This is a genomic window from Enterobacter sp. TCD1-1, from assembly GCF_020567405.1.
Taxonomy (GTDB): Bacteria; Pseudomonadota; Gammaproteobacteria; order Enterobacterales; family Enterobacteriaceae; genus Enterobacter; species Enterobacter quasiroggenkampii.
This window is the reverse complement of the sequence record NZ_JAJCXF010000005.1, coordinates 45,297-62,661: the sequence shown is the minus strand read 5'-3', so window position 1 is coordinate 62,661 and position 17,365 is coordinate 45,297. Positions and strand designations below refer to the sequence as shown.

The 17,365-nt window shown below is 56.0% G+C and carries 16 protein-coding genes; 4 read left to right on the top strand and 12 right to left on the bottom strand.

Translation table 11 applies throughout. The features are described from left to right. Positions 1–60 precede the first annotated feature (60 nt). Positions 61–1,599, top strand: a complete 1,539-nt coding sequence (aldB, locus tag LJA86_RS18105; RefSeq protein WP_048028094.1) for an aldehyde dehydrogenase AldB — start codon at positions 61–63, stop codon at positions 1,597–1,599. Here the strand turns inward: aldB and LJA86_RS18100 are convergent. Then, entirely contained in the window at positions 1,596–2,561 is a 966-nt protein-coding gene (locus LJA86_RS18100) for a LysR family transcriptional regulator (RefSeq protein ID WP_063622816.1), read from the bottom strand. The two genes, aldB and LJA86_RS18100, sit on opposite strands and share 4 nt — an antisense overlap. Positions 2,562–2,678: 117 nt before the next feature. Here LJA86_RS18100 and LJA86_RS18095 point away from each other — a divergent pair, with 117 nt between their 5' ends. Further along, positions 2,679–3,419, top strand: coding sequence for a MipA/OmpV family protein (locus LJA86_RS18095; RefSeq protein WP_229226537.1), 741 nt, complete (start codon positions 2,679–2,681; stop codon positions 3,417–3,419). 83 nt (positions 3,420–3,502) lie between these two features. Here LJA86_RS18095 and araD read toward each other — a convergent pair whose 3' ends face one another. The 8 genes from araD to yiaK all read right to left on the bottom strand — a co-directional run bounded on the left by araD (position 3,503) and on the right by yiaK (position 11,223). Beyond that, on the bottom strand, positions 3,503–4,198 hold the full coding sequence (gene araD, locus LJA86_RS18090; RefSeq protein ID WP_069720500.1) for an L-ribulose-5-phosphate 4-epimerase: 696 nt from the start codon (positions 4,196–4,198) through the stop codon (positions 3,503–3,505). Then, complete coding sequence (locus tag LJA86_RS18085; protein WP_196352846.1) at positions 4,192–5,052, bottom strand: L-ribulose-5-phosphate 3-epimerase; 861 nt, start codon at positions 5,050–5,052, stop codon at positions 4,192–4,194. Before LJA86_RS18085 ends, araD begins: the two co-directional genes overlap by 7 nt. Positions 5,053–5,054: 2 nt before the next feature. Beyond that, the gene (ulaD, locus tag LJA86_RS18080; protein WP_048226564.1) at positions 5,055–5,708 is read right to left on the bottom strand and encodes a 3-keto-L-gulonate-6-phosphate decarboxylase UlaD; all 654 of its coding nucleotides are present in this window, start codon (positions 5,706–5,708) and stop codon (positions 5,055–5,057) included. Continuing rightward, on the bottom strand, positions 5,705–7,210 hold the full coding sequence (locus LJA86_RS18075) for an FGGY-family carbohydrate kinase (RefSeq protein ID WP_048028171.1): 1,506 nt from the start codon (positions 7,208–7,210) through the stop codon (positions 5,705–5,707). Before LJA86_RS18075 ends, ulaD begins: the two co-directional genes overlap by 4 nt. A 95-nt stretch (positions 7,211–7,305) precedes the next feature. Further along, on the bottom strand, positions 7,306–8,625 hold the full coding sequence (locus LJA86_RS18070) for an MFS transporter (RefSeq protein WP_025910539.1): 1,320 nt from the start codon (positions 8,623–8,625) through the stop codon (positions 7,306–7,308). Positions 8,626–8,668: 43 nt separating this feature from the next. Then, on the bottom strand, positions 8,669–9,595 hold the full coding sequence (locus LJA86_RS18065) for a DUF4862 family protein (protein WP_111967666.1): 927 nt from the start codon (positions 9,593–9,595) through the stop codon (positions 8,669–8,671). A 151-nt stretch (positions 9,596–9,746) separates the two neighbouring features. Then, positions 9,747–10,214 carry a YhcH/YjgK/YiaL family protein gene (locus LJA86_RS18060; RefSeq protein ID WP_196365556.1) on the bottom strand — a complete coding sequence of 156 codons (468 nt, stop codon included), beginning with the start codon at positions 10,212–10,214 and terminating at the stop codon, positions 9,747–9,749. 10 nt (positions 10,215–10,224) lie between these two features. Then, positions 10,225–11,223, bottom strand: coding sequence for a 3-dehydro-L-gulonate 2-dehydrogenase (yiaK, locus tag LJA86_RS18055; RefSeq protein WP_167214663.1), 999 nt, complete (start codon positions 11,221–11,223; stop codon positions 10,225–10,227). A 224-nt stretch (positions 11,224–11,447) separates the two neighbouring features. Here yiaK and yiaJ point away from each other — a divergent pair, with 224 nt between their 5' ends. Together yiaJ and LJA86_RS18045 are read left to right on the top strand one after the other, a co-directional pair. After that, the gene (yiaJ, locus tag LJA86_RS18050; protein ID WP_021242452.1) at positions 11,448–12,266 is read left to right on the top strand and encodes an IclR family transcriptional regulator YiaJ; all 819 of its coding nucleotides are present in this window, start codon (positions 11,448–11,450) and stop codon (positions 12,264–12,266) included. 3 nt (positions 12,267–12,269) lie between these two features. Continuing rightward, positions 12,270–12,725, top strand: a complete 456-nt coding sequence (locus LJA86_RS18045) for a 4Fe-4S dicluster domain-containing protein (RefSeq protein WP_229226536.1) — start codon at positions 12,270–12,272, stop codon at positions 12,723–12,725. Here LJA86_RS18045 and LJA86_RS18040 read toward each other — a convergent pair. From LJA86_RS18040 to avtA, 3 genes are all read right to left on the bottom strand, one after another. Next, positions 12,709–14,427: a ShlB/FhaC/HecB family hemolysin secretion/activation protein gene (locus LJA86_RS18040; RefSeq protein WP_229226535.1), complete on the bottom strand. Its 1,719-nt coding sequence runs from the start codon at positions 14,425–14,427 to the stop codon at positions 12,709–12,711. The two genes, LJA86_RS18045 and LJA86_RS18040, sit on opposite strands and share 17 nt — an antisense overlap. A 90-nt stretch (positions 14,428–14,517) precedes the next feature. Beyond that, complete coding sequence (locus tag LJA86_RS18035; protein WP_229226534.1) at positions 14,518–15,732, bottom strand: collagen-like triple helix repeat-containing protein; 1,215 nt, start codon at positions 15,730–15,732, stop codon at positions 14,518–14,520. Positions 15,733–16,037: 305 nt separating this feature from the next. Further along, positions 16,038–17,294 (bottom strand): valine--pyruvate transaminase, encoded by a 1,257-nt coding sequence (gene avtA / locus LJA86_RS18030; RefSeq protein ID WP_229226533.1) that lies wholly within the window; start codon positions 17,292–17,294, stop codon positions 16,038–16,040. Positions 17,295–17,365: the final 71 nt, after the last annotated feature.

Sequence of the window (17,365 nt, the reverse complement as noted above, 5' to 3'; positions counted from 1 at the left end):
TGGCGAGAAAATCGCCAGCCGGAACTACCCTTGTTGTACACCAACAGCAAGGAGACGGACATGACAAACAATCCTCCCTCATCGCGTATCCAGCCCGGCGAGTATGGTTTTCCCCTCAAGCTGAAGCCCCGTTATGACAACTTTATTGGCGGCGACTGGGTCGCTCCCGTCGACGGCGAATACTATTCCAACCTGACCCCGGTTACCGGCCAGCCGCTGTGCGAGATTGCCAGCTCCGGTAAGCGTGATATCGACCTGGCGCTGGATGCGGCGCACAAAGCGAAAGAGAAATGGGCTCACACCTCCGTGCAGGACCGGGCGGCGATCCTGTTCAAAATCGCCGACCGGATGGAGCAGAATCTGGAGCTGCTGGCGACGGCGGAAACCTGGGATAACGGCAAGCCGATCCGGGAAACGATGGCGGCTGACGTGCCGCTTGCTATTGACCACTTCCGCTATTTTGCCTCCTGTATTCGCGCTCAGGAGGGCGGGATCAGCGAAGTCGACAGCGACACCGTGGCGTATCACTTCCACGAACCGCTGGGCGTCGTCGGGCAAATTATTCCGTGGAACTTCCCGCTGCTGATGGCGAGCTGGAAAATGGCGCCCGCGCTGGCGGCCGGAAACTGTATTGTGCTCAAACCGGCGCGTCTGACCCCGCTCTCGGTCCTGCTGCTGATGGAAATCGTTGGCGATCTCCTGCCGCCGGGCGTGATTAACGTGGTGAACGGCGCGGGCGGGGAGATAGGCGAATATCTGGCTACCTCAAAACGTATCGCCAAAGTGGCGTTTACCGGGTCGACGGAGGTGGGCCAGCAGATCATGCAGTACGCCACGCAGAACATTATCCCGGTGACTCTGGAACTGGGCGGGAAATCCCCGAACATCTTCTTCGCGGACGTGATGGAGGAAGAGGATGCCTTCTTCGATAAAGCCCTGGAAGGGTTTGCGCTGTTTGCGTTTAACCAGGGCGAAGTCTGCACCTGCCCAAGCCGCGCGCTGGTGCAGGAATCCATCTACGAGCGCTTTATGGAGCGGGCCATTCGCCGCGTTGAGTCTATCCGCAGCGGTAACCCGCTCGATAACGTTACCCAGATGGGGGCGCAGGTCTCGCACGGACAGCTGGAAACGATCCTCAACTACATCGACATCGGCAAGAAAGAGGGGGCGGATATTCTCACCGGCGGGCGTCGTAAGGTGCTGGGAGGGGATCTGCAGGACGGCTATTACCTTGAGCCGACGATCCTCTTCGGCCAGAACAACATGCGCGTTTTCCAGGAGGAGATTTTCGGCCCGGTGCTGGCCGTGACCACCTTTAAAACGATAGAGGAGGCGCTGGAGATTGCCAACGACACGCCGTATGGCCTGGGCGCAGGCGTCTGGAGTCGCAACGGTAATCTGGCCTATAAAATGGGCCGCGGCATTCAGGCCGGGCGCGTCTGGACCAACTGCTACCACGCCTATCCGGCGCACGCGGCATTTGGCGGTTATAAGCAGTCGGGCATCGGACGTGAAACCCACAAGATGATGCTGGAGCATTACCAGCAGACCAAATGTCTGCTGGTCAGCTATTCCGATAAGCCACTGGGGCTGTTCTAGTCGCCCAGCTCAGGCCGTCCGTGGGCGGCCTGAGCAATTTGCTGGCGCAGACAGTTAAGGACGCCATCCAGAACGTATTGCACGCGCCAGGGCTGGTATTCGCGTTTGCGGAAGATGGCCGTCAGATCGAGCCACCACTCTTCCTGATGCGGGAAGCAGGGGACCAGCATGCCTTTCGTTAATTCCTTTTTCAGACTCTCTTTTGGTGCAAAAACAATCCCAAGATTATTTCTGGCCAACTCCAGGGCAGTCTGCGTATTGTCGCAAATATAATTACCGGTCACCCGGTAGTCGTGCACGTCATCGCTGCCGTGCACGCGGAAACGCCAGATGTTGGCATCATCGACCAGCATGGAGTCAATGAGAATACAGGAGTGATTAATTAAATCTTCAGGTCCGGTTAAGGGATGTTTATTTAAATATTCTACGGTTGCGAAGGCCGTAACGGAATATTTTGTCAGCACGCTGGCAACCAGACTTTCGTCTTTTGGCTGAGCATAGGTAATTAAAATGTCGCAGTCATCCGGAAAGGTAACGCCTTCTGAAAATTCATTCCGGTCCAGATTGTAGGTTTTCAGGGAGATGCGGATGTCACCGATGTCTTCTATCTGATGGATCACGTGTCGCGCGAGGTAGGTCACGATACCTGTTGGGGCATAGATCGTCACTTTTCCGCGCTTTTCGTGCTTATAATCAGCAATGAAATTAACAAGCTGGCTGTTCTTATCCAGCGTGGCGTTCACGTAGGGGAGTAACGCTTCACCAAACTGGGTCAGGGCCAGCTGGCGCGTGGTGCGCTCAAAGACCTTGAGCCCAACCCGCGTTTCAAAATCAGACAGATATTTACTGACGTTGGCCTGCGCCATACCCAGCAGGGCGGCGGCATCACCAATGCTGTGGGTGGCGGCGATGACGGAGATAATTTTTAATTCGCGTGGTTTTAGCTGTAATGTACTCATCATGCACACCCATCTATATGATTTTATATATAATATTATATAAACCGCAGCGTTGCATTGGCAATTTTGTAACCATTATTATGCGCCTCGCTTGTTTGGCATTTAAATGGATTACATAGAATGACTATTAAATACAATTTACTCATCGCTGCCACGTTATTTGCATCAACGTCTGCCATAGCCGGGGAATTTTCACTTGGAGCGGGGGCTGTATTTAATGAGTCTCCATACAAAGGCTATAACGAAAATACGACTGCGGTACCGTTAATTAGCTACGAAGGCGATCGCTTTTACGTTCGCCAGACCACGGGCGGATGGATCCTGTGGAAAGATGCAAAAAATGAATTAAGCCTGACCGCAACGTGGATGCCGCTGCATTTCGACCCTGACGATAATGACGACCATCAGATGAAGCAGCTGGATGAGCGTAAAGCGTCCGCCTTCCTCGGCGGTGCGTACTACCGCCACGAGAGCTGGGGGTCGCTGAAAGTGGCGGTCTCTGGTGATGCCACGGATGAAAGCGGCGGCGTGGTCGGCGAAGTATCATACTTCCGTCCAATCAAAATGGATCGCCTGACCCTGACGCCTTCTGTGGGTGTGTTCTACAGCGACGAAAGCTATAACGACTACTACTACGGCGTATCCGGCAGCGAGTCTCGCCGCTCCGGACTGGATCAATACACTGCCGGTGACAGCTGGACGCCATACGTTGGTCTGGCGGCTAAATATCAGTTAACCCAGAAGCTGTATCTCAATGCCAGCGCGGTCTACACCGTGTTGCCTGACGACGTGAAGAATAGCCCGATGATCGACCGCGACGACAGCTTCGCGCTGATGACCGGCCTGACCTGGCGTTTCTGATGTGGTAAAGCCGGGTGGCGGCTTTGCCTTACCCGGCCTACGATCGTGCCTGTACTGCTGTTCCCTAAAGCCTCTATCTATGATCACTGCCCGTAATAGGCATTGGCTCCATGCTTGCGCAGATAATGCTTGTCGAGCAGTTCCTGCTGCATAACCGGAAGCTGTGGCGCGAGCTGGCGAGAGAACAGGCCCATATAGGCGCACTCTTCCAGCACCACGGCATTGTGAACCGCATCGGCCGCGTCTTTACCCCAAGCGAACGGGCCGTGGGAGTGGACCAGCACCGCCGGGATCTGCATCGGGCTAAGATCGCGCTCCTCGAAGGTTTTGATGATCACTTCACCCGTCTGGTATTCGTATTCTCCTGCAATCTCTGCCGTGGTCATCAGGCGCGTGCAGGGGATGGTCCCGTAGAAATAGTCCGCGTGCGTGGTTCCCCAGGCCGGTAAATCCAGCCCCGCCTGGGACCAGATAGTGGCGTGGCGCGAATGGGTATGCACGATGCCGCCAATCTCCGGGTAACGACGATACAGCGCAAGATGGGTAGGCGTGTCTGAAGAGGGCTTTTTATTCCCCTCAATAACCTGGCCCGTGGCGATATTCACCACCACCATATCCTCCGCCGTCATCACGTTGTATTCCACACCGGACGGTTTAATGACCATCATGCCGCTTTTGCGGTCCACTGCGCTGACGTTGCCCCAGGTAAACGTCACCAGCTGGTGGGCGGGCAACGCCAGGTTTGCTGCCAGTACCTCGGCTTTAAGTTCGTCTAGCATGTCATGCCTCCTTCCTGCATACGGGCTTCAATCCAGCGGCGCGCCTGGATAATCTCCAGCACCGGCTCTTTTGCTTTTTCGGTCCACATTTCAATCAGAAATGCGCCGCGATAGTTCAGTTGATGCAGCGTGTTAAACACGCCAACGAAATCGACGCAACCCTCGCCAAACGGCACGTCGCGGAACTGCCCGGGGCTTTGTGCGGTGACGGGTTGGGTATCTTTCAGGTGAATAGCCGCAATGCGGTCAATGCCCAGCGTCAGCTCGGCGGTGACGTCGTTACCCCACGCGCTCAGGTTGCCGACGTCCGGATAAACGCTGAACCACGGTGAGGCGAGCATGTCGTCCCACTTTTTCCATTTGCTGATGGAGTTCATAAACGCGGTGTCCATGATCTCCACCGCCAGCATCACCTGTGCGGCGGCGGCCTGTTCTACGGCCCAGGCCAGCCCGTCGGCAAAGCGCTGTTGCGTCCCCTCGTCATGCGCTTCGTAATAGACGTCATACCCGGCAAGCTGGATGGTGCGAATGCCTAAATCACGCGCCAGCCTGATGGCTTTGCTCATGATCTCACGGGCGCGTTCGCGCACGGTCTCATCGCGGCTGCCAAACGGGAAGCGACGGTGGGCAGACAAGCACATAGAGGGGATCGCCACGCCGGTTTCCAGCATCGCTTCCACCAGAGAGGCGCGCTGCGTGGTGCTCCAGTCGAGGCGTGATAATCGCTCGTCGGTTTCATCGACAGACATCTCGACAAAATCGAACCCGCAGCTTTTCGCCAGTACCAGCCGCTCGGGCCAGGAGAGATCTTTTGGCAGCGCTTTTTCGTAAATACCTAACGGATGCAGACGCATGGTTACGCTCCCCAGATGTCGCGAATATGCGAATGGAATGCCTGTGCCACCTGCGGTGGATTGGCGGCACCTGCCAGCGCGCGTCCGGCAATAAAGGCTTTGACGTTGATTTGCTTAAACAGCGGCAGGTCGGCGGGGGTGATACCGCCGGTAACCGAAAGCTGCAAACCGATATCGGAGAGCGCTTTCATTTTTGCGAGATCCGCCTCACCCCACTGCTGGCCGCTCGCCTGTGCGTCACGTCCGCGGTGATAAATGGCCTGCTTCACGCCGATGCGATGCCATGCGCGAGCATCGTCCAGCGTCCAGTGACCAAAGAGCTCCATCTGGATTTCCCCCCCGCGGCGCAGGGCTACCTCGTGGCCGCGTTCAACGGTGGCCAGCGGGGCGGCGCAGATGATGGTCATCCAGTTTGCACCCGCGCCAAATGCCTGCTCTGCCAGCGTTTCTCCGGCATCGGCCACTTTCCAGTCCGCAACGATGATTTTATCCGGGCACTGCTCGCGCAGGGCGCGCACGGCGTTTAGCCCTTCGGTCAGGCACAAAATGGTGCCCGCTTCGACGATATCAACGTGATCGGCAAGCGTCGCGACATCACGCTGCGCGGCCTGAAGAGAGGTATGGTCGAGCGCCAGCTGCAGTAATGGTCGGCTCATAGGTTGTTCTCCTTAACTCGGGCGTGATAGCCCTGTAGTGCTGAAATCAGTAGCTGATAGCGCTGATACTTGCGCTGATAGGCCGCATGGGCGCGCATGTCAGGCTCAATGACACGAATGTCGTGTCGGAGGGCGCATTGCGCCGTATGGAAATCGGGATACACGCCGGTGCCGACCAGGGCGGCCAGCGCCGCGCCAGAACAGCCGGTCTCTTCTACCTGTGGCAGTTCAATCGCCAGCCCGCTGACGTCCGCAAGCATTTGCATCCACACGTCCGAATGGGTTGGACCCCCCGTCACGCGCAGGGCATGAACGTGGGTAAAGCGTTCAAGCATGCGGTTGAGGTGGGTCATGTGGCAGAACACCACGCCCTCATAAACCGCCTGCAGCAGATGCGCGCGGGTGTGTAGCGCCTGCATCCCGTAGAAGCCGCTGGTCATCTCCAGCCCGGCGTTGCTGCCATAGAGGAACGGCAGGAAGTACACATCGCTTTCGGCTTTCGGCAGGCTGGCAACGGCGTGGTTGATCTCGCTGAACGACATGTCGCCCCACTGCGCGGTGAGCCACTCAAGATTGCCAGACGAGGTCGGGCTGGCTTCGTGAACGATGTACTGCTGCGGATGCACGTAACGGCCATAAACGTAGGGGAAGGGTTCGTTGCTGCGAAGCGCACTGGCTATCCCGCTGGTGACGGCCCAGGTGCCCATCACGGCATTCAGCGTGTGCTCGTCCTGCAGTCCGGCGCAGAGCGCGGTGGAAACCACATCAAACAGTCCCCCCACGACGGGCGTGCCCGCCGCGAGACCGGTAAGGGCGGCTGCCTGAGCGGTGATTTCCCCGCAGATTTCTGCTGAACCGACAATCGGCGGCAGGGCGCCGTCAATCTCGCTGATCCCGAGCCAGCGCGTAAGCTGCGGGTCATACTGCCCGGTATTCATGTTGTAGAGATTGGACTCGGAGATGTTGCTCTCTTCACCGCCCTTCACGCCGGTCAGGCACCAGCGCAGATAGTCGTGCGCCATCATCACGCAGCCAATCTGCTGATAGCGCTGCGGCTCGTTCTCTTTGACCCAGCGCAGAAGCGAGGCCGGATGCCCGGTCCACAGCGTCTGGCGCGTATGCGGGTAGAGTTTTTCGGGAATGCCGTCCTGCTGCCAGCGCTGCACAATCTCCAGTGCCCGGCGATCGGAGGAGAGGATGGCGTTGCCCAACGGTTGGTCCTGTTTATCGAGCAGAAACAGCCCTTTACCCTGAGCAGAAATGCCGACCCCATTGATCTGGTTGCCGTTTACGCCTGCATTCTTGAGCAACGCGGCGATGGTTGCGTGGCAGTGCTGCCACAGCTGATGCATATCCCGCTCGGCGTAGCCCGCTCGCGGGCTGAGCGTGGCAACGGAGCGGCGTTCGATACTGACTTCTTTGCCCTGGCTGTTGTATAAACCGGCTTTAAGATAAGTACCGCCACAATCGATACCCAGCCAGAAGGTCTCTTTTTCACTCATCTTCATCTCGCTTAATTGCCGGGTGGCGCTGCGCTTACCCGGCCTACGGTTTGGTTTTCTCCCTCTCCCCGTGGGAGAGGGCTGGGGTGAGGGCATCAGGCCGCACGTTTATGGGGATTTACCGTGGGATTGGGCTCTGCCCCGGCATCGCATTTCGCCGGCAACAGCAGGGCCAGCAGCGACGCCAGCGCGAGTGAAACGGCCAGGCAGTAGACGCCCGCATCTTTGCTGTACAGGGTGATCAGCACGCCAACGGCATACGGGCCGCAGAAGCCACCGAGGTTGCCCAGGGCGTTGATCACGCCGCGCGCGCCGCCCGCCATCTCTGCGCTAAACAGTCTTGCCGGGATCGTCCAGAACACGCCGGCGGCGGATTGCAGGAAGAAACCGCAGCCCACCAGTGCGGCATAGGCCAGCCAGATGTTTGCTTTCAGGGCTACGGAGAGGAACATGCAGAGCGCGAAGCCAATCAACGGCAGGGAGACAAACAGCTTGCGCTTGCCGGTGCGGTCAGAAAGCGAGGAGAACAAGAACATGCCCGCAATGGCGCCGATGTAGGGCAGGATGGCGAGCATCCCCACCTGACCAATGCTGGTGTGCGTCAGCTCCTTCAGAATGGTCGGCAGCCAGAGGGTGTAACCGTAAATCCCGGTCTGATAGAAGAAATTCAGGGCGATCAGTTGCCACATGGTTTTGTCAGACAGCACCGCGCTGAGCGAGGCATTTTTCACCTCTTTTCCGGCGATGGCCTGCTGTTCAGCCGCCAGCGTTTGTACCAGATAGTTTTTCTCTGCCGCTGAGATCCAGCGGGCTTCCTGCGGACGGTCGTAGACCGTGAATGCCCAGAGCACCAGCACAACAATGGACATCAGACCTTCAATGATGAACAGCCAGCGCCAGTCAAGCGCGGTGATAATCCAGCCCGACAGCGGGGCGGTGATTATCCCGGCGATGGGTACAAACATGATCACAATTGCGTTGGCGCGACCGCGTTCGGCATCCGGGAACCAGTTGCTGATCATGGTGAGCACAACGGGTAGCATCCCGCCTTCCGCCACGCCGAGTAAGAAGCGCAGCACCAGCAGTTGGTACTGATTCGTCACGAGACCCGTGAGCACCGAGATCACCGCCCAGGCGACCAGTGACCAGCCGATAAATTTCTTGCCGCTACCGTGCACCGCAATCTTGCCGCCGGGTACCTGCAGGAACAGATAGCCGATAAAGAATATGCCGCCCGCGAGGCCTGCCATGGTGGCGGTAATACCTAATTCTTCGTCCATCCCTCCCGGCATTGCAAACGCGATATTCACGCGGTCCATATATGAAATAATACAGGCGATAAGAATAGGAGGAATGATTCTTAGCCAGCGCTGGCGCGGAATATCCGCATGTAGAGCATGAGTAGAAATATTCATAGTTAATCTCTCAGTAGGTAACCGGAATAAACTTTTCTTATTGTTATTGCGTTGCTTTATTCATTGCGCTGATACCGTCGCGCAAAATGGCGATGCGATGGCTGACATCAGCATTAGCATTTATTTCCAGTAATTTAATACCGGAGAATTTCAACGTTGCGGCGCTCGCCGTAGTAAAGAGTGCTTTTGCACGTTCAGTGGACATCAGACTGTCGGCACAGAAGGAGGAAAATGGCGCGTGCAGATCCTGCCATTCACCATACTCCCCGCCGGGGGTGGTGCCTGAAAACATCAGCGCACCCAGTTTCCTGGCATTAAGCGCGGCCTGAACGTGGTCAAGGGGAAGGGTGGTGTTACGGCCTTCGATGGCCGACCGCGCCCAGTTGATGCAGACGCTGATATCCGTGTCTTTCACCACCTCCAGCACCTGCTCCAGGGGCAGGAAGCCCTTGCGCGGTGCCGGGCCGTTCATGGCATCGCAGTGTTCCAGCACCAGATCGCAGTCCCAGTCCCAGCCCGCGATTTCCCGAACCGAGCGGGAAAACGCTTCTGTAGCCTGTTCGACGGAAGCATTGCCCGCCTGCGGGGCGGCCTGCATTTCCAGAGCAATCACTTTGCCTGGATAACGGGCATTCACGGCGTTAATTTTCTGGTGCAGATGCCGGTAAAAGTCCACGCATGCTTTACGCTGCGCGTCGTCAGCCGAGGCCAGGCCAAATGCGCCGTTGCTGCCGCGGCGGCGCATGGTTTCCATTACAGCCGTGACCACGATTTGCCAGTCCCCCGGGGTATGGCGGAACAGCCATTCGTCACCAAGAGGATGAAGATTTTCAAGGCAAGGCTGTTCCAGCCCGCGAATATTCGGCGTGTCGGAAAGTTCCCGCCAGAAGGTTTGTTCTTCTTGTTCGCCTTTCTGGTGAAACGAGGGTGCGCAGGGGTACGCACCAATAATAAAACTGGTGTTGGTCATTTCGCGTTCCTGTATTTATACCCGTCATACTTCAAGTTGCATGTGCGTTGGCTGCGCTCGTTCACCCCAGTCACTTACTTATGTAAGCTCCTGGAGATTCACTCTCTTGCCGCCTTCCTGCAACTCGAATTATTTAGGGTATCTCAGAAAATTAATCTAATTCGCTGATTGCCACTTTCACCACAATTTTACGAATTGTGGTTTCCTTGTTTTTAATACAGGCAGGACGGTGCACATCCTGCGGAAAAAATATGGCATAGCTGCCGGGTATCATTTCGATAAACGACTCATTTTCACTGTCGTGATAAAAAATAATATCGCGCTGTTCCAGTAATGATTCGCTTATTTCGTTATTACCGGTATCAATCGCGATACCGATTTTCTCTTCACCCCAGGCCAGGAACTGGATATCCAGATAGCGGCGATGCACTTCCGGGCGATTCTCGTGCAGATCCTTTGTTGTCAGATCCAGAACCTGGGCAAAAATGTTGCGACCTTCAATTTCTACTACGCCTGGCGCCAGGAGAGAGAAATCCGTCGTGCGCAGAAAATGAAGGGCTTTTTCAATTGCCCGCGGCAGGCGACACGGATTTGGCTGGGAAATATGTCCGAATATCATGGCCCACTCCTTACAGAGACTGGATTTTCGCCCACACGCTGTCGTCAACCGTGATGCCGTTGCAGCGGTTCTCTTCAAGCAAACGGGTAAATTCATGCCCCGGCAGACGGATGGCGACATTCTCATCCGCGCGTTCGGCGGTGGTGATGAAGTCCATAATGCGCTGCAGTTTGGCATCGCGGGTTGGGCCATCGATCAGACGATCCACCTCAATGGCGATGAAGATCTGCGATACGCCGTACTCGTCGCTGTTGTCCTGGGTCACTTCCGCGACGGAAGATCCGTTTGAGAGCAGGGTGGCGATCATATCGAGGACGATGGATAAGCCGGACCCTTTCCAGTAGCCCATGGGCAGAATACGGCGGTTTTTCTCGATCACGCCCGGCTCTCTGGTGAGGTGACCTTCGTCGTCAAAGCCGCCATCTACCGGCAACGCGCGCCCGGCCAGGCGGTTCACCTCCAGCATGCCGTAGGAGAACATCGACATCGACATGTCGACCATGGTGATAGGGTTCGACGGAATGGCAACGATCAGCGGGTTCGTGCCGATGCAGCACTCTTTTGATCCCCACGCGGGCATCACGGCAATCGAGTTGGTCCAGCAAATGCCGATATAGCCCTTCTCCGCCGCCTGCCAGCCGTAGCTGCCGCCGCGCATCCAGTGGTTCGCGTTACGCAGTGCCACCAGACCAATGCCGTGATCGGACGCCAGCTCGGTGGCGCGATCCATCATCTTCTTCGCCGTCAGGTTGCCAATGGAGCGCTGCGCATCCCACTGTTCGATGGCGCCTAATGTCATCACCCGTTTGGGCTGGGCGTCAGGAATGATATCCCCTGCATCAAGCTGCTGAATAAAGCGCGGGAAGCGGTTCACACCATGCGAATAGACGCCGGATTCCGTGGTGCGGGCAAACATCTCGGCGCAAGCGTCTGCGGTTTCCGCTTTTATGCCGCGATCGAGCAGAACCCGATTGAACGCCGCTTTCAACTCTTCGAAGGTCACTTTCATCCCTGTTCTCCTGTTCTTTTAAGGGCAAGTGTGAGTGCTTTTTTATCGCTAAATTCCACTATGCGAAATATGATTTCAAATATAGCGATCATATTTTGTCAGATCAACGACATTCATGTTTTTCAAAATCGATTAAAATCAACTGGTTGTGTTTTTTCTGTTGAGATCGTGAACTGACCCACACTTTGCGCTACCATCAGGTCGCGATGAAAAGGAGCCATGTAATGAGCATGAAAGAGAGCGAAATGACGCAAGAAAAAGAGAGGCCAGCAGGCAGCCAGAGCTTATTTCGCGGCCTGATGCTGATTGAGATCCTCAGCAACTATCCGAACGGGTGTCCGCTTGCGCATTTATCGGAACTGGCGGGGCTGAACAAGAGCACCGTGCACCGCTTGCTGCAGGGGCTACAGTCGTGCGGGTACGTGACCCCGGCACCCGCCGCAGGAAGCTATCGCCTGACCACCAAATTTATCGCCGTCGGGCAAAAGGCGCTGTCGTCGTTGAATATCATTCACGTGGCCGCTCCGCACCTCGAAGCGCTGAACATTGCGACCGGCGAGACGGTGAACTTCTCCAGCCGGGAAGATGACCACGCCATCCTGATTTATAAGCTCGAACCGACAACCGGTATGCTGCGCACGCGCGCCTATATTGGCCAGCATATGCCGCTTTACTGTTCCGCGATGGGCAAGATCTACATGGCGTTTGGCCATCAGGATTACGTGGCGAGCTACTGGGAAAGCCATCAGGAACAGATCCAACCTTTGACGCGCAACACCATCACTGAACTGAGCGCCATGTATGATGAACTGGCGGAAATTCGCGATCGCAGCATGGCGATGGACAAAGAAGAGAACGAGCTGGGAGTCTCCTGTATTGCCGTGCCGGTGTTTGATATTCACGGCCGCGTCCCGTATGCGATCTCTATCTCGCTATCGACGTCGCGCATGAAGCAGGTGGGCGAGAAGAACCTGCTCAAACCGCTGCGCGAAACGGCAGAGGCTATCTCAAAAGAGCTGGGTTTTAACGTACGCGAGGCGTAACAGATGAACCGATTTATCATGGCGGATGCGGAAAAATGCATCGGGTGCCGCACCTGTGAAGTGGCCTGTGCGGTCGCGCATCAGGACGATTTCACCGCGCAGGCTTTTACCTCCCGCCTTCGGGTGGTGAAAGGGGACGACTTCACAACGGCGGTGGGGTGCCATCAGTGCGAGGACGCCCCCTGTGCCAACGTCTGCCCAACCCATGCCATCAGCCGTACGGCGGGCGCCTGGCTTGTTGAGCAGACGCGCTGTATTGGCTGCAAGAGCTGTATGGTCGCCTGTCCGTTTGGGGCGATGCAGGTACGGCTGGTGGGAAACAGGGCACAAGCGCTGAAATGTGATTTGTGCCGTCATCGCGAAGGCGGACCGGCCTGCGTGGAGGCCTGTCCAACCCACGCGCTGCACTGCGTTGATCCTGTCAGTATTCGGGCTGAAAGGCTTACTGCATTTTATTGAAATTCCACGTAAACGTCAGACTGTAGCGCCAGTCTCTGTTGCGACTGTCTGTCGGAACATCCCCTACGGGTCTTGCCGCCTCAACCGTGACGCTATAGTGGCGGGTATCGCCTACCATCACGCCGGTCGCCACTGACCCGAGCCGTTGATGAGGCAAACCTGAGGTGTTAAACCAGGTTTGCGCGGTATCGGCCAGGATGTAGGGCTGGATTGTGGCAAGCCAGGTACTCTCTTTTCGCATCTGGATATAGCGCAGTTCTACCTGCCCGCCATAGCCGTAATCACCGCTTGCTTCACTGTCCTGGTATCCACGGCCAAACCGCTGGGCACCGAAGCTAACGCGTTCGGGTTCTGGCAACGTGTTATTTGACCAGTCACCCTCCCAGGACGTTGAAAGCCGCCACTTGTCGGCAAACAGCCAGGCTGCGTCCAGATAGCTTTTCGTGAGCGTGAAATTCATATCGGGCCTGGGAGCCGAGACGATATCGGCACCCATCGCATCAATGCCCTGACGCACGTTGAGTCGGCCGCTGATGCTGGCGGTTGTGAACTGATGCGCACCATTAACGCCCACTTCCAGCGCCGGATAACGCGCGTGTTGGTTGACGGAGTCCAGACGATAGGTTTTGCCCTGCAGTCTGGCCTGCAGAGCATAATCATCCTGGCGGTCGGTGTAATCAAAACCGCCGGTCAGATTAATTTGTGATTTTTGCGTCAGCAGCAGGGGATAGCCAAACGTCACGCCACCGTTGTATTGCGTTGTTTTTTGCTTCGAATCGACGCTGATATTATTCGGCAAAGAGAGCAGGGGCGAAAAATCTCGCGGATCTTCGCGGTAATAGCTGCCTTTGAGCTGCATCGTCAGCCCTTCATCGTTTAAAAACTGCTGCCAGTTGAGCCCAACATAGTTTTTTCGCGTGTTGCTATCTAACGGCACAAGCGTGGCCACGCCAAGCTGATCGCCATAACTTGTCATGTTGCTGAGCGTGCCGTTCAGCATCATTAAATCTTGCCCTTTACGGGTATCGATCGTCGAGGCGATATTCCAGCTCCGCTCCTGGTTGCCGGTGATTTGCATCGCCGCCGCGCCATAAATATTGGTTGGCAACTGTGCGTTAGCCGTGACCGGAACGTTCGGGGTGCGCGTCATCAGCTGGCTGTAGCGATCGAACGTATCCTGAGACAGCGGTTTTTCCGCCATGATTTTTTCGGACAAACGTTTAAGACGTTCGGCGATGTGCGGGTTATTACTGGTGATGTCGCTGTGAGCGACATAGCCTTCAACCAGAACAATTTTAATATTTCCCTGCTGGAAATTATTATCGGGCAGCCACGCATAGGAGAGCGGAAAACCGTCAGCCTTATAGCGCGCCGTAATATCGTTTACCAGCCCGGTGAGCGTTTTTAGCGGCACGGTTTTTCCGGCGTAAGGCCTGAAGGGCTGAAGTAATTCCTGCAAGGGATAACGCGTGCCGCCAATAAATTGAATGTGATTAATGGTAATGGGCGTTTCAGGCGTCAGCGTTGACTGCGGTTTTTCTATTTTGACTTTCGGCTGCGGGACGGCCTCCGTTTGTTCGGGGGCAACGTTACGAGAAACTTGCGCCGGGTTATCAGGGTTAATAATAGAGGGCAGTGTATCGGCGCGGGCCATGCTCAGCACAACCAGCCCCGTCAGCGAAAAAAGGAAGTGGTGTTTCATCGCGCTATCCCTGTTCATCATTCCCGGTTAGGGGGAGTGTCGCTGTATAAAGCGCCCCTGAACCAGGGGCGCAGAATGACAATAAGCAGGTTACTGTTTTGGCGTCAGCAGACCGGTGGTTAACGTGTTGAGTCCGTTAATCGGATTCGCTGTTGACGTATTTTGACTTGATGTTGTTGCTGCGTTGGCCGTAACGCCTGCAGTCAGGGTATTGAGGGTCGTATTGACCGTTGCACCCAGACTGTTGTTCGTGGCCGCCACATTTGCATTGGCTGTGAGAGAGCCTGAACTTCCTCCCGTTGTCGAAGAGGCGGGTTTGACCAGCGTACCGCTATCCGTGACCGTCTGGCCGACATTTTGAACGACCTGACCGACACCGCTAAGCCCGCTGTTGCTGCTGCTAATGTTGGTCCCCACGCCGCTGACGGTGCCGCCCACCTGGGTCAGCAGACCGTTGACCGGTGTGCCGAGACCCGTTGTGGTACCTACGCTTTGCGTCACGCCTTGTACTCCGCCCAGCGTCTTGTTAGCCAGGGTCGTGGTATCGGTTGTTACCTGAGTGACCGCAGGGCTGCTTACCGTGTTGGTGAGACCCGTGCCGGTGTTACTGACCAGTTGCCCGGTGCTGTTGACCACGCTGCCCGTCAGGCCGGTTACGCCGCTGACCGGTGTTCCGGAAGTGGAGCTCGCCAGGCCCGTGCCTACCGTTGAAACGGTATTGCCAAGGGAGGTGACCGACGTGGTCACGCCTTTAACCGTGGTACCCACACCGTTCGGGTTATTTGGATCGCCAACGCCAGTCGTGACGCCTGTCCCCACGGTGGACACGGCACTGCCAACACCGCTGACGGTGGTTGAAACGGTTGACGTGACGGGGTTATTTGTCGGAAGCTGGCTTCCAAGGCCATCCACCGTCGATCCGACGCTGGTTACGGTTTTACCGGCATCACCCAGTATCGTATTTACGCCTGCGGTAGTGGTTCCGCCACCGCCCGTGTTGCCTGTTCCGGTTCCTCCGCTGCCATTGCCTCCTGAGCCCGATCCTGAACCAGAACCCGTTCCGCCACCAGCGCCTGTCCCGGTACCTGAACCCGTCCCGGTACCCGAGCCGTTGCTGCCCGAACCGCCATTGTTCGCGGTCGTGCCACTTCCATCACCTGAGCCGCTGCTGCTTCCCGTCGCAGGGTTATTTTTGGCCGTTGAGTGATGAGAGCCGCCACCGCTTCCACTGCAGGCAGAAAGAGAGAACGCGAGCAGTACCGCAACAGCGATAGCGCTGATGCGACTAACATTATTAGGTAGCATATGAATACTCCACGCAAAAGAACGCCGAGCGGCGTATTAGTGAGTATATGCCCTATTTTTAAATATGCATGAAAGTGGCTCGGAAAGGTATTTCCCAGCGTTGCAGAGGGTTGTTTCAAAATAACAATAAGTTAAGATCTTTAATCGAAGCTTAATTATTGAGGGGAAAGTTAGCGAGCGTAAATTAAAGGAATATTCCTAAGGAAACTCAAGGGAGATGATAAATTAAACGCTACAGGATATATCCTTAATATAAGATTCAGATCACGGAAAAATAAGGCTCTTCATTTGAAGAGCCTTATTATTTAACAATTGCCTTCGCGCCAGGCTTTTTCGATCTCTTCGGCGAGAATTTTAACACCCGCTTCGATTTTTTCCGGATCGGGGACGTAGTTCATGCGCATGCACTGATGGGTATGCGGCCACGGCTTATCCAGACCTGGGAAGAAATAATCGCCCGGCACCATCAGTACGCCGCGCTTTTTCAGGCGCTGGTAAAGCAGTTCGGTGGTGATAGGTAAATCCTTAAACCACAGCCACAGGAAAATCGCCCCTTCCGGTTTGTGGATAAGACAGCGTTCTTCCGGCAAATAGCGACGAAGTGTCGCGATCGTCTCCTGAACGCGCTGGTAGTAGAAAGGCTTAATCACGTCATTCGACAGACGCAGCAGGTCCTTGCGTTTGATCATCTCGCACATCATCGCCGGGCCAATGCCGCCCGGAGAAAGGCTGATAATGCCGTTCATATTGGTGATGGCGGTAATGATTTTCTCATTGGCGATGATAATGCCGCAGCGGCTGCCCGGCAGACCCAGCTTAGAGAGGCTCATGCACAGGACAATGTTCGGGTTCCACAGCGGACGTGCTTCGCTGAAGATAATGCCCGGGAACGGTACGCCGTAGGCGTTATCGATCACCAGCGGGATGCCGTGCTGATTTGCCAGCGCATCCAGCTTCATCAGTTCGTCATCGGTGATCACGTTGCCCGTTGGGTTAGTCGGGCGCGATACGCAGATCATGCCCGTCTCTTCGCCAATATGCAGGTGTTCAAAATCGACGTGATATTTGAACTGGCCTTCCGGCAGCAGCTCAATGTTCGGGCGCGCGGAGACGAACAGATCCTCTTCCAGGCCGGAATCGGCGTAGCCGATATACTCCGGTGCCAGCGGGAACAGCACTTTTTTGGTGGTGCCGTCGGCGCGACGTCCTGCGAACAGGTTAAACAAGTAGAAAAACGCGCTCTGGCTGCCGTTTGTTAGTGCAATATTCTGTGGTTCGATATCCCAGCCCAGCTCGTCACGCAGCATTTCGGCGAGGAGTGCCAGCAGTTCGGTTTTACCCTGCGGGCCGTCGTAATTGCAAAGCGCATCGGTTGCTTTGCCGCTTTCCAGCATCTGAGCGAGCAGGGTCTGGAAATAGGAATTCATCTCCGGGATTTGAGCCGGGTTTCCGCCGCCGAGCATGATTGCGCCCGGTGTGCGCAGCCCGTCGTTGAGGTCCTCCATCAGGCGAGTAATGCCTGAATGGCGGGTAAATTTGTCGCCGAAAAGTGAAAACGTCATAGCAGGTGATCTGTCGAGCTTATTTTGAAAGTGGGTAACCATAACGCTAGCACCGTGTTGGTGCAAATCGG

What these genes read in the sequence shown, in the direction of transcription:
- aldB (WP_048028094.1), top strand. Translation starts at nt 61, where the DNA reads ATGACAAACAATCCTCCCTCATCGCGTATCCAGCCCGGCGAGTATGGT.
- LJA86_RS18100 (WP_063622816.1), bottom strand. Translation starts at nt 2,561, where the DNA reads ATGATGAGTACATTACAGCTAAAACCACGCGAATTAAAAATTATCTCC.
- LJA86_RS18095 (WP_229226537.1), top strand. Translation starts at nt 2,679, where the DNA reads ATGACTATTAAATACAATTTACTCATCGCTGCCACGTTATTTGCATCA.
- araD (WP_069720500.1), bottom strand. Translation starts at nt 4,198, where the DNA reads ATGCTAGACGAACTTAAAGCCGAGGTACTGGCAGCAAACCTGGCGTTG.
- LJA86_RS18085 (WP_196352846.1), bottom strand. Translation starts at nt 5,052, where the DNA reads ATGCGTCTGCATCCGTTAGGTATTTACGAAAAAGCGCTGCCAAAAGAT.
- ulaD (WP_048226564.1), bottom strand. Translation starts at nt 5,708, where the DNA reads ATGAGCCGACCATTACTGCAGCTGGCGCTCGACCATACCTCTCTTCAG.
- LJA86_RS18075 (WP_048028171.1), bottom strand. Translation starts at nt 7,210, where the DNA reads ATGAGTGAAAAAGAGACCTTCTGGCTGGGTATCGATTGTGGCGGTACT.
- LJA86_RS18070 (WP_025910539.1), bottom strand. Translation starts at nt 8,625, where the DNA reads ATGAATATTTCTACTCATGCTCTACATGCGGATATTCCGCGCCAGCGC.
- LJA86_RS18065 (WP_111967666.1), bottom strand. Translation starts at nt 9,595, where the DNA reads ATGACCAACACCAGTTTTATTATTGGTGCGTACCCCTGCGCACCCTCG.
- LJA86_RS18060 (WP_196365556.1), bottom strand. Translation starts at nt 10,214, where the DNA reads ATGATATTCGGACATATTTCCCAGCCAAATCCGTGTCGCCTGCCGCGG.
- yiaK (WP_167214663.1), bottom strand. Translation starts at nt 11,223, where the DNA reads ATGAAAGTGACCTTCGAAGAGTTGAAAGCGGCGTTCAATCGGGTTCTG.
- yiaJ (WP_021242452.1), top strand. Translation starts at nt 11,448, where the DNA reads ATGAGCATGAAAGAGAGCGAAATGACGCAAGAAAAAGAGAGGCCAGCA.
- LJA86_RS18045 (WP_229226536.1), top strand. Translation starts at nt 12,270, where the DNA reads ATGAACCGATTTATCATGGCGGATGCGGAAAAATGCATCGGGTGCCGC.
- LJA86_RS18040 (WP_229226535.1), bottom strand. Translation starts at nt 14,427, where the DNA reads ATGAAACACCACTTCCTTTTTTCGCTGACGGGGCTGGTTGTGCTGAGC.
- LJA86_RS18035 (WP_229226534.1), bottom strand. Translation starts at nt 15,732, where the DNA reads ATGCTACCTAATAATGTTAGTCGCATCAGCGCTATCGCTGTTGCGGTA.
- avtA (WP_229226533.1), bottom strand. Translation starts at nt 17,294, where the DNA reads ATGACGTTTTCACTTTTCGGCGACAAATTTACCCGCCATTCAGGCATT.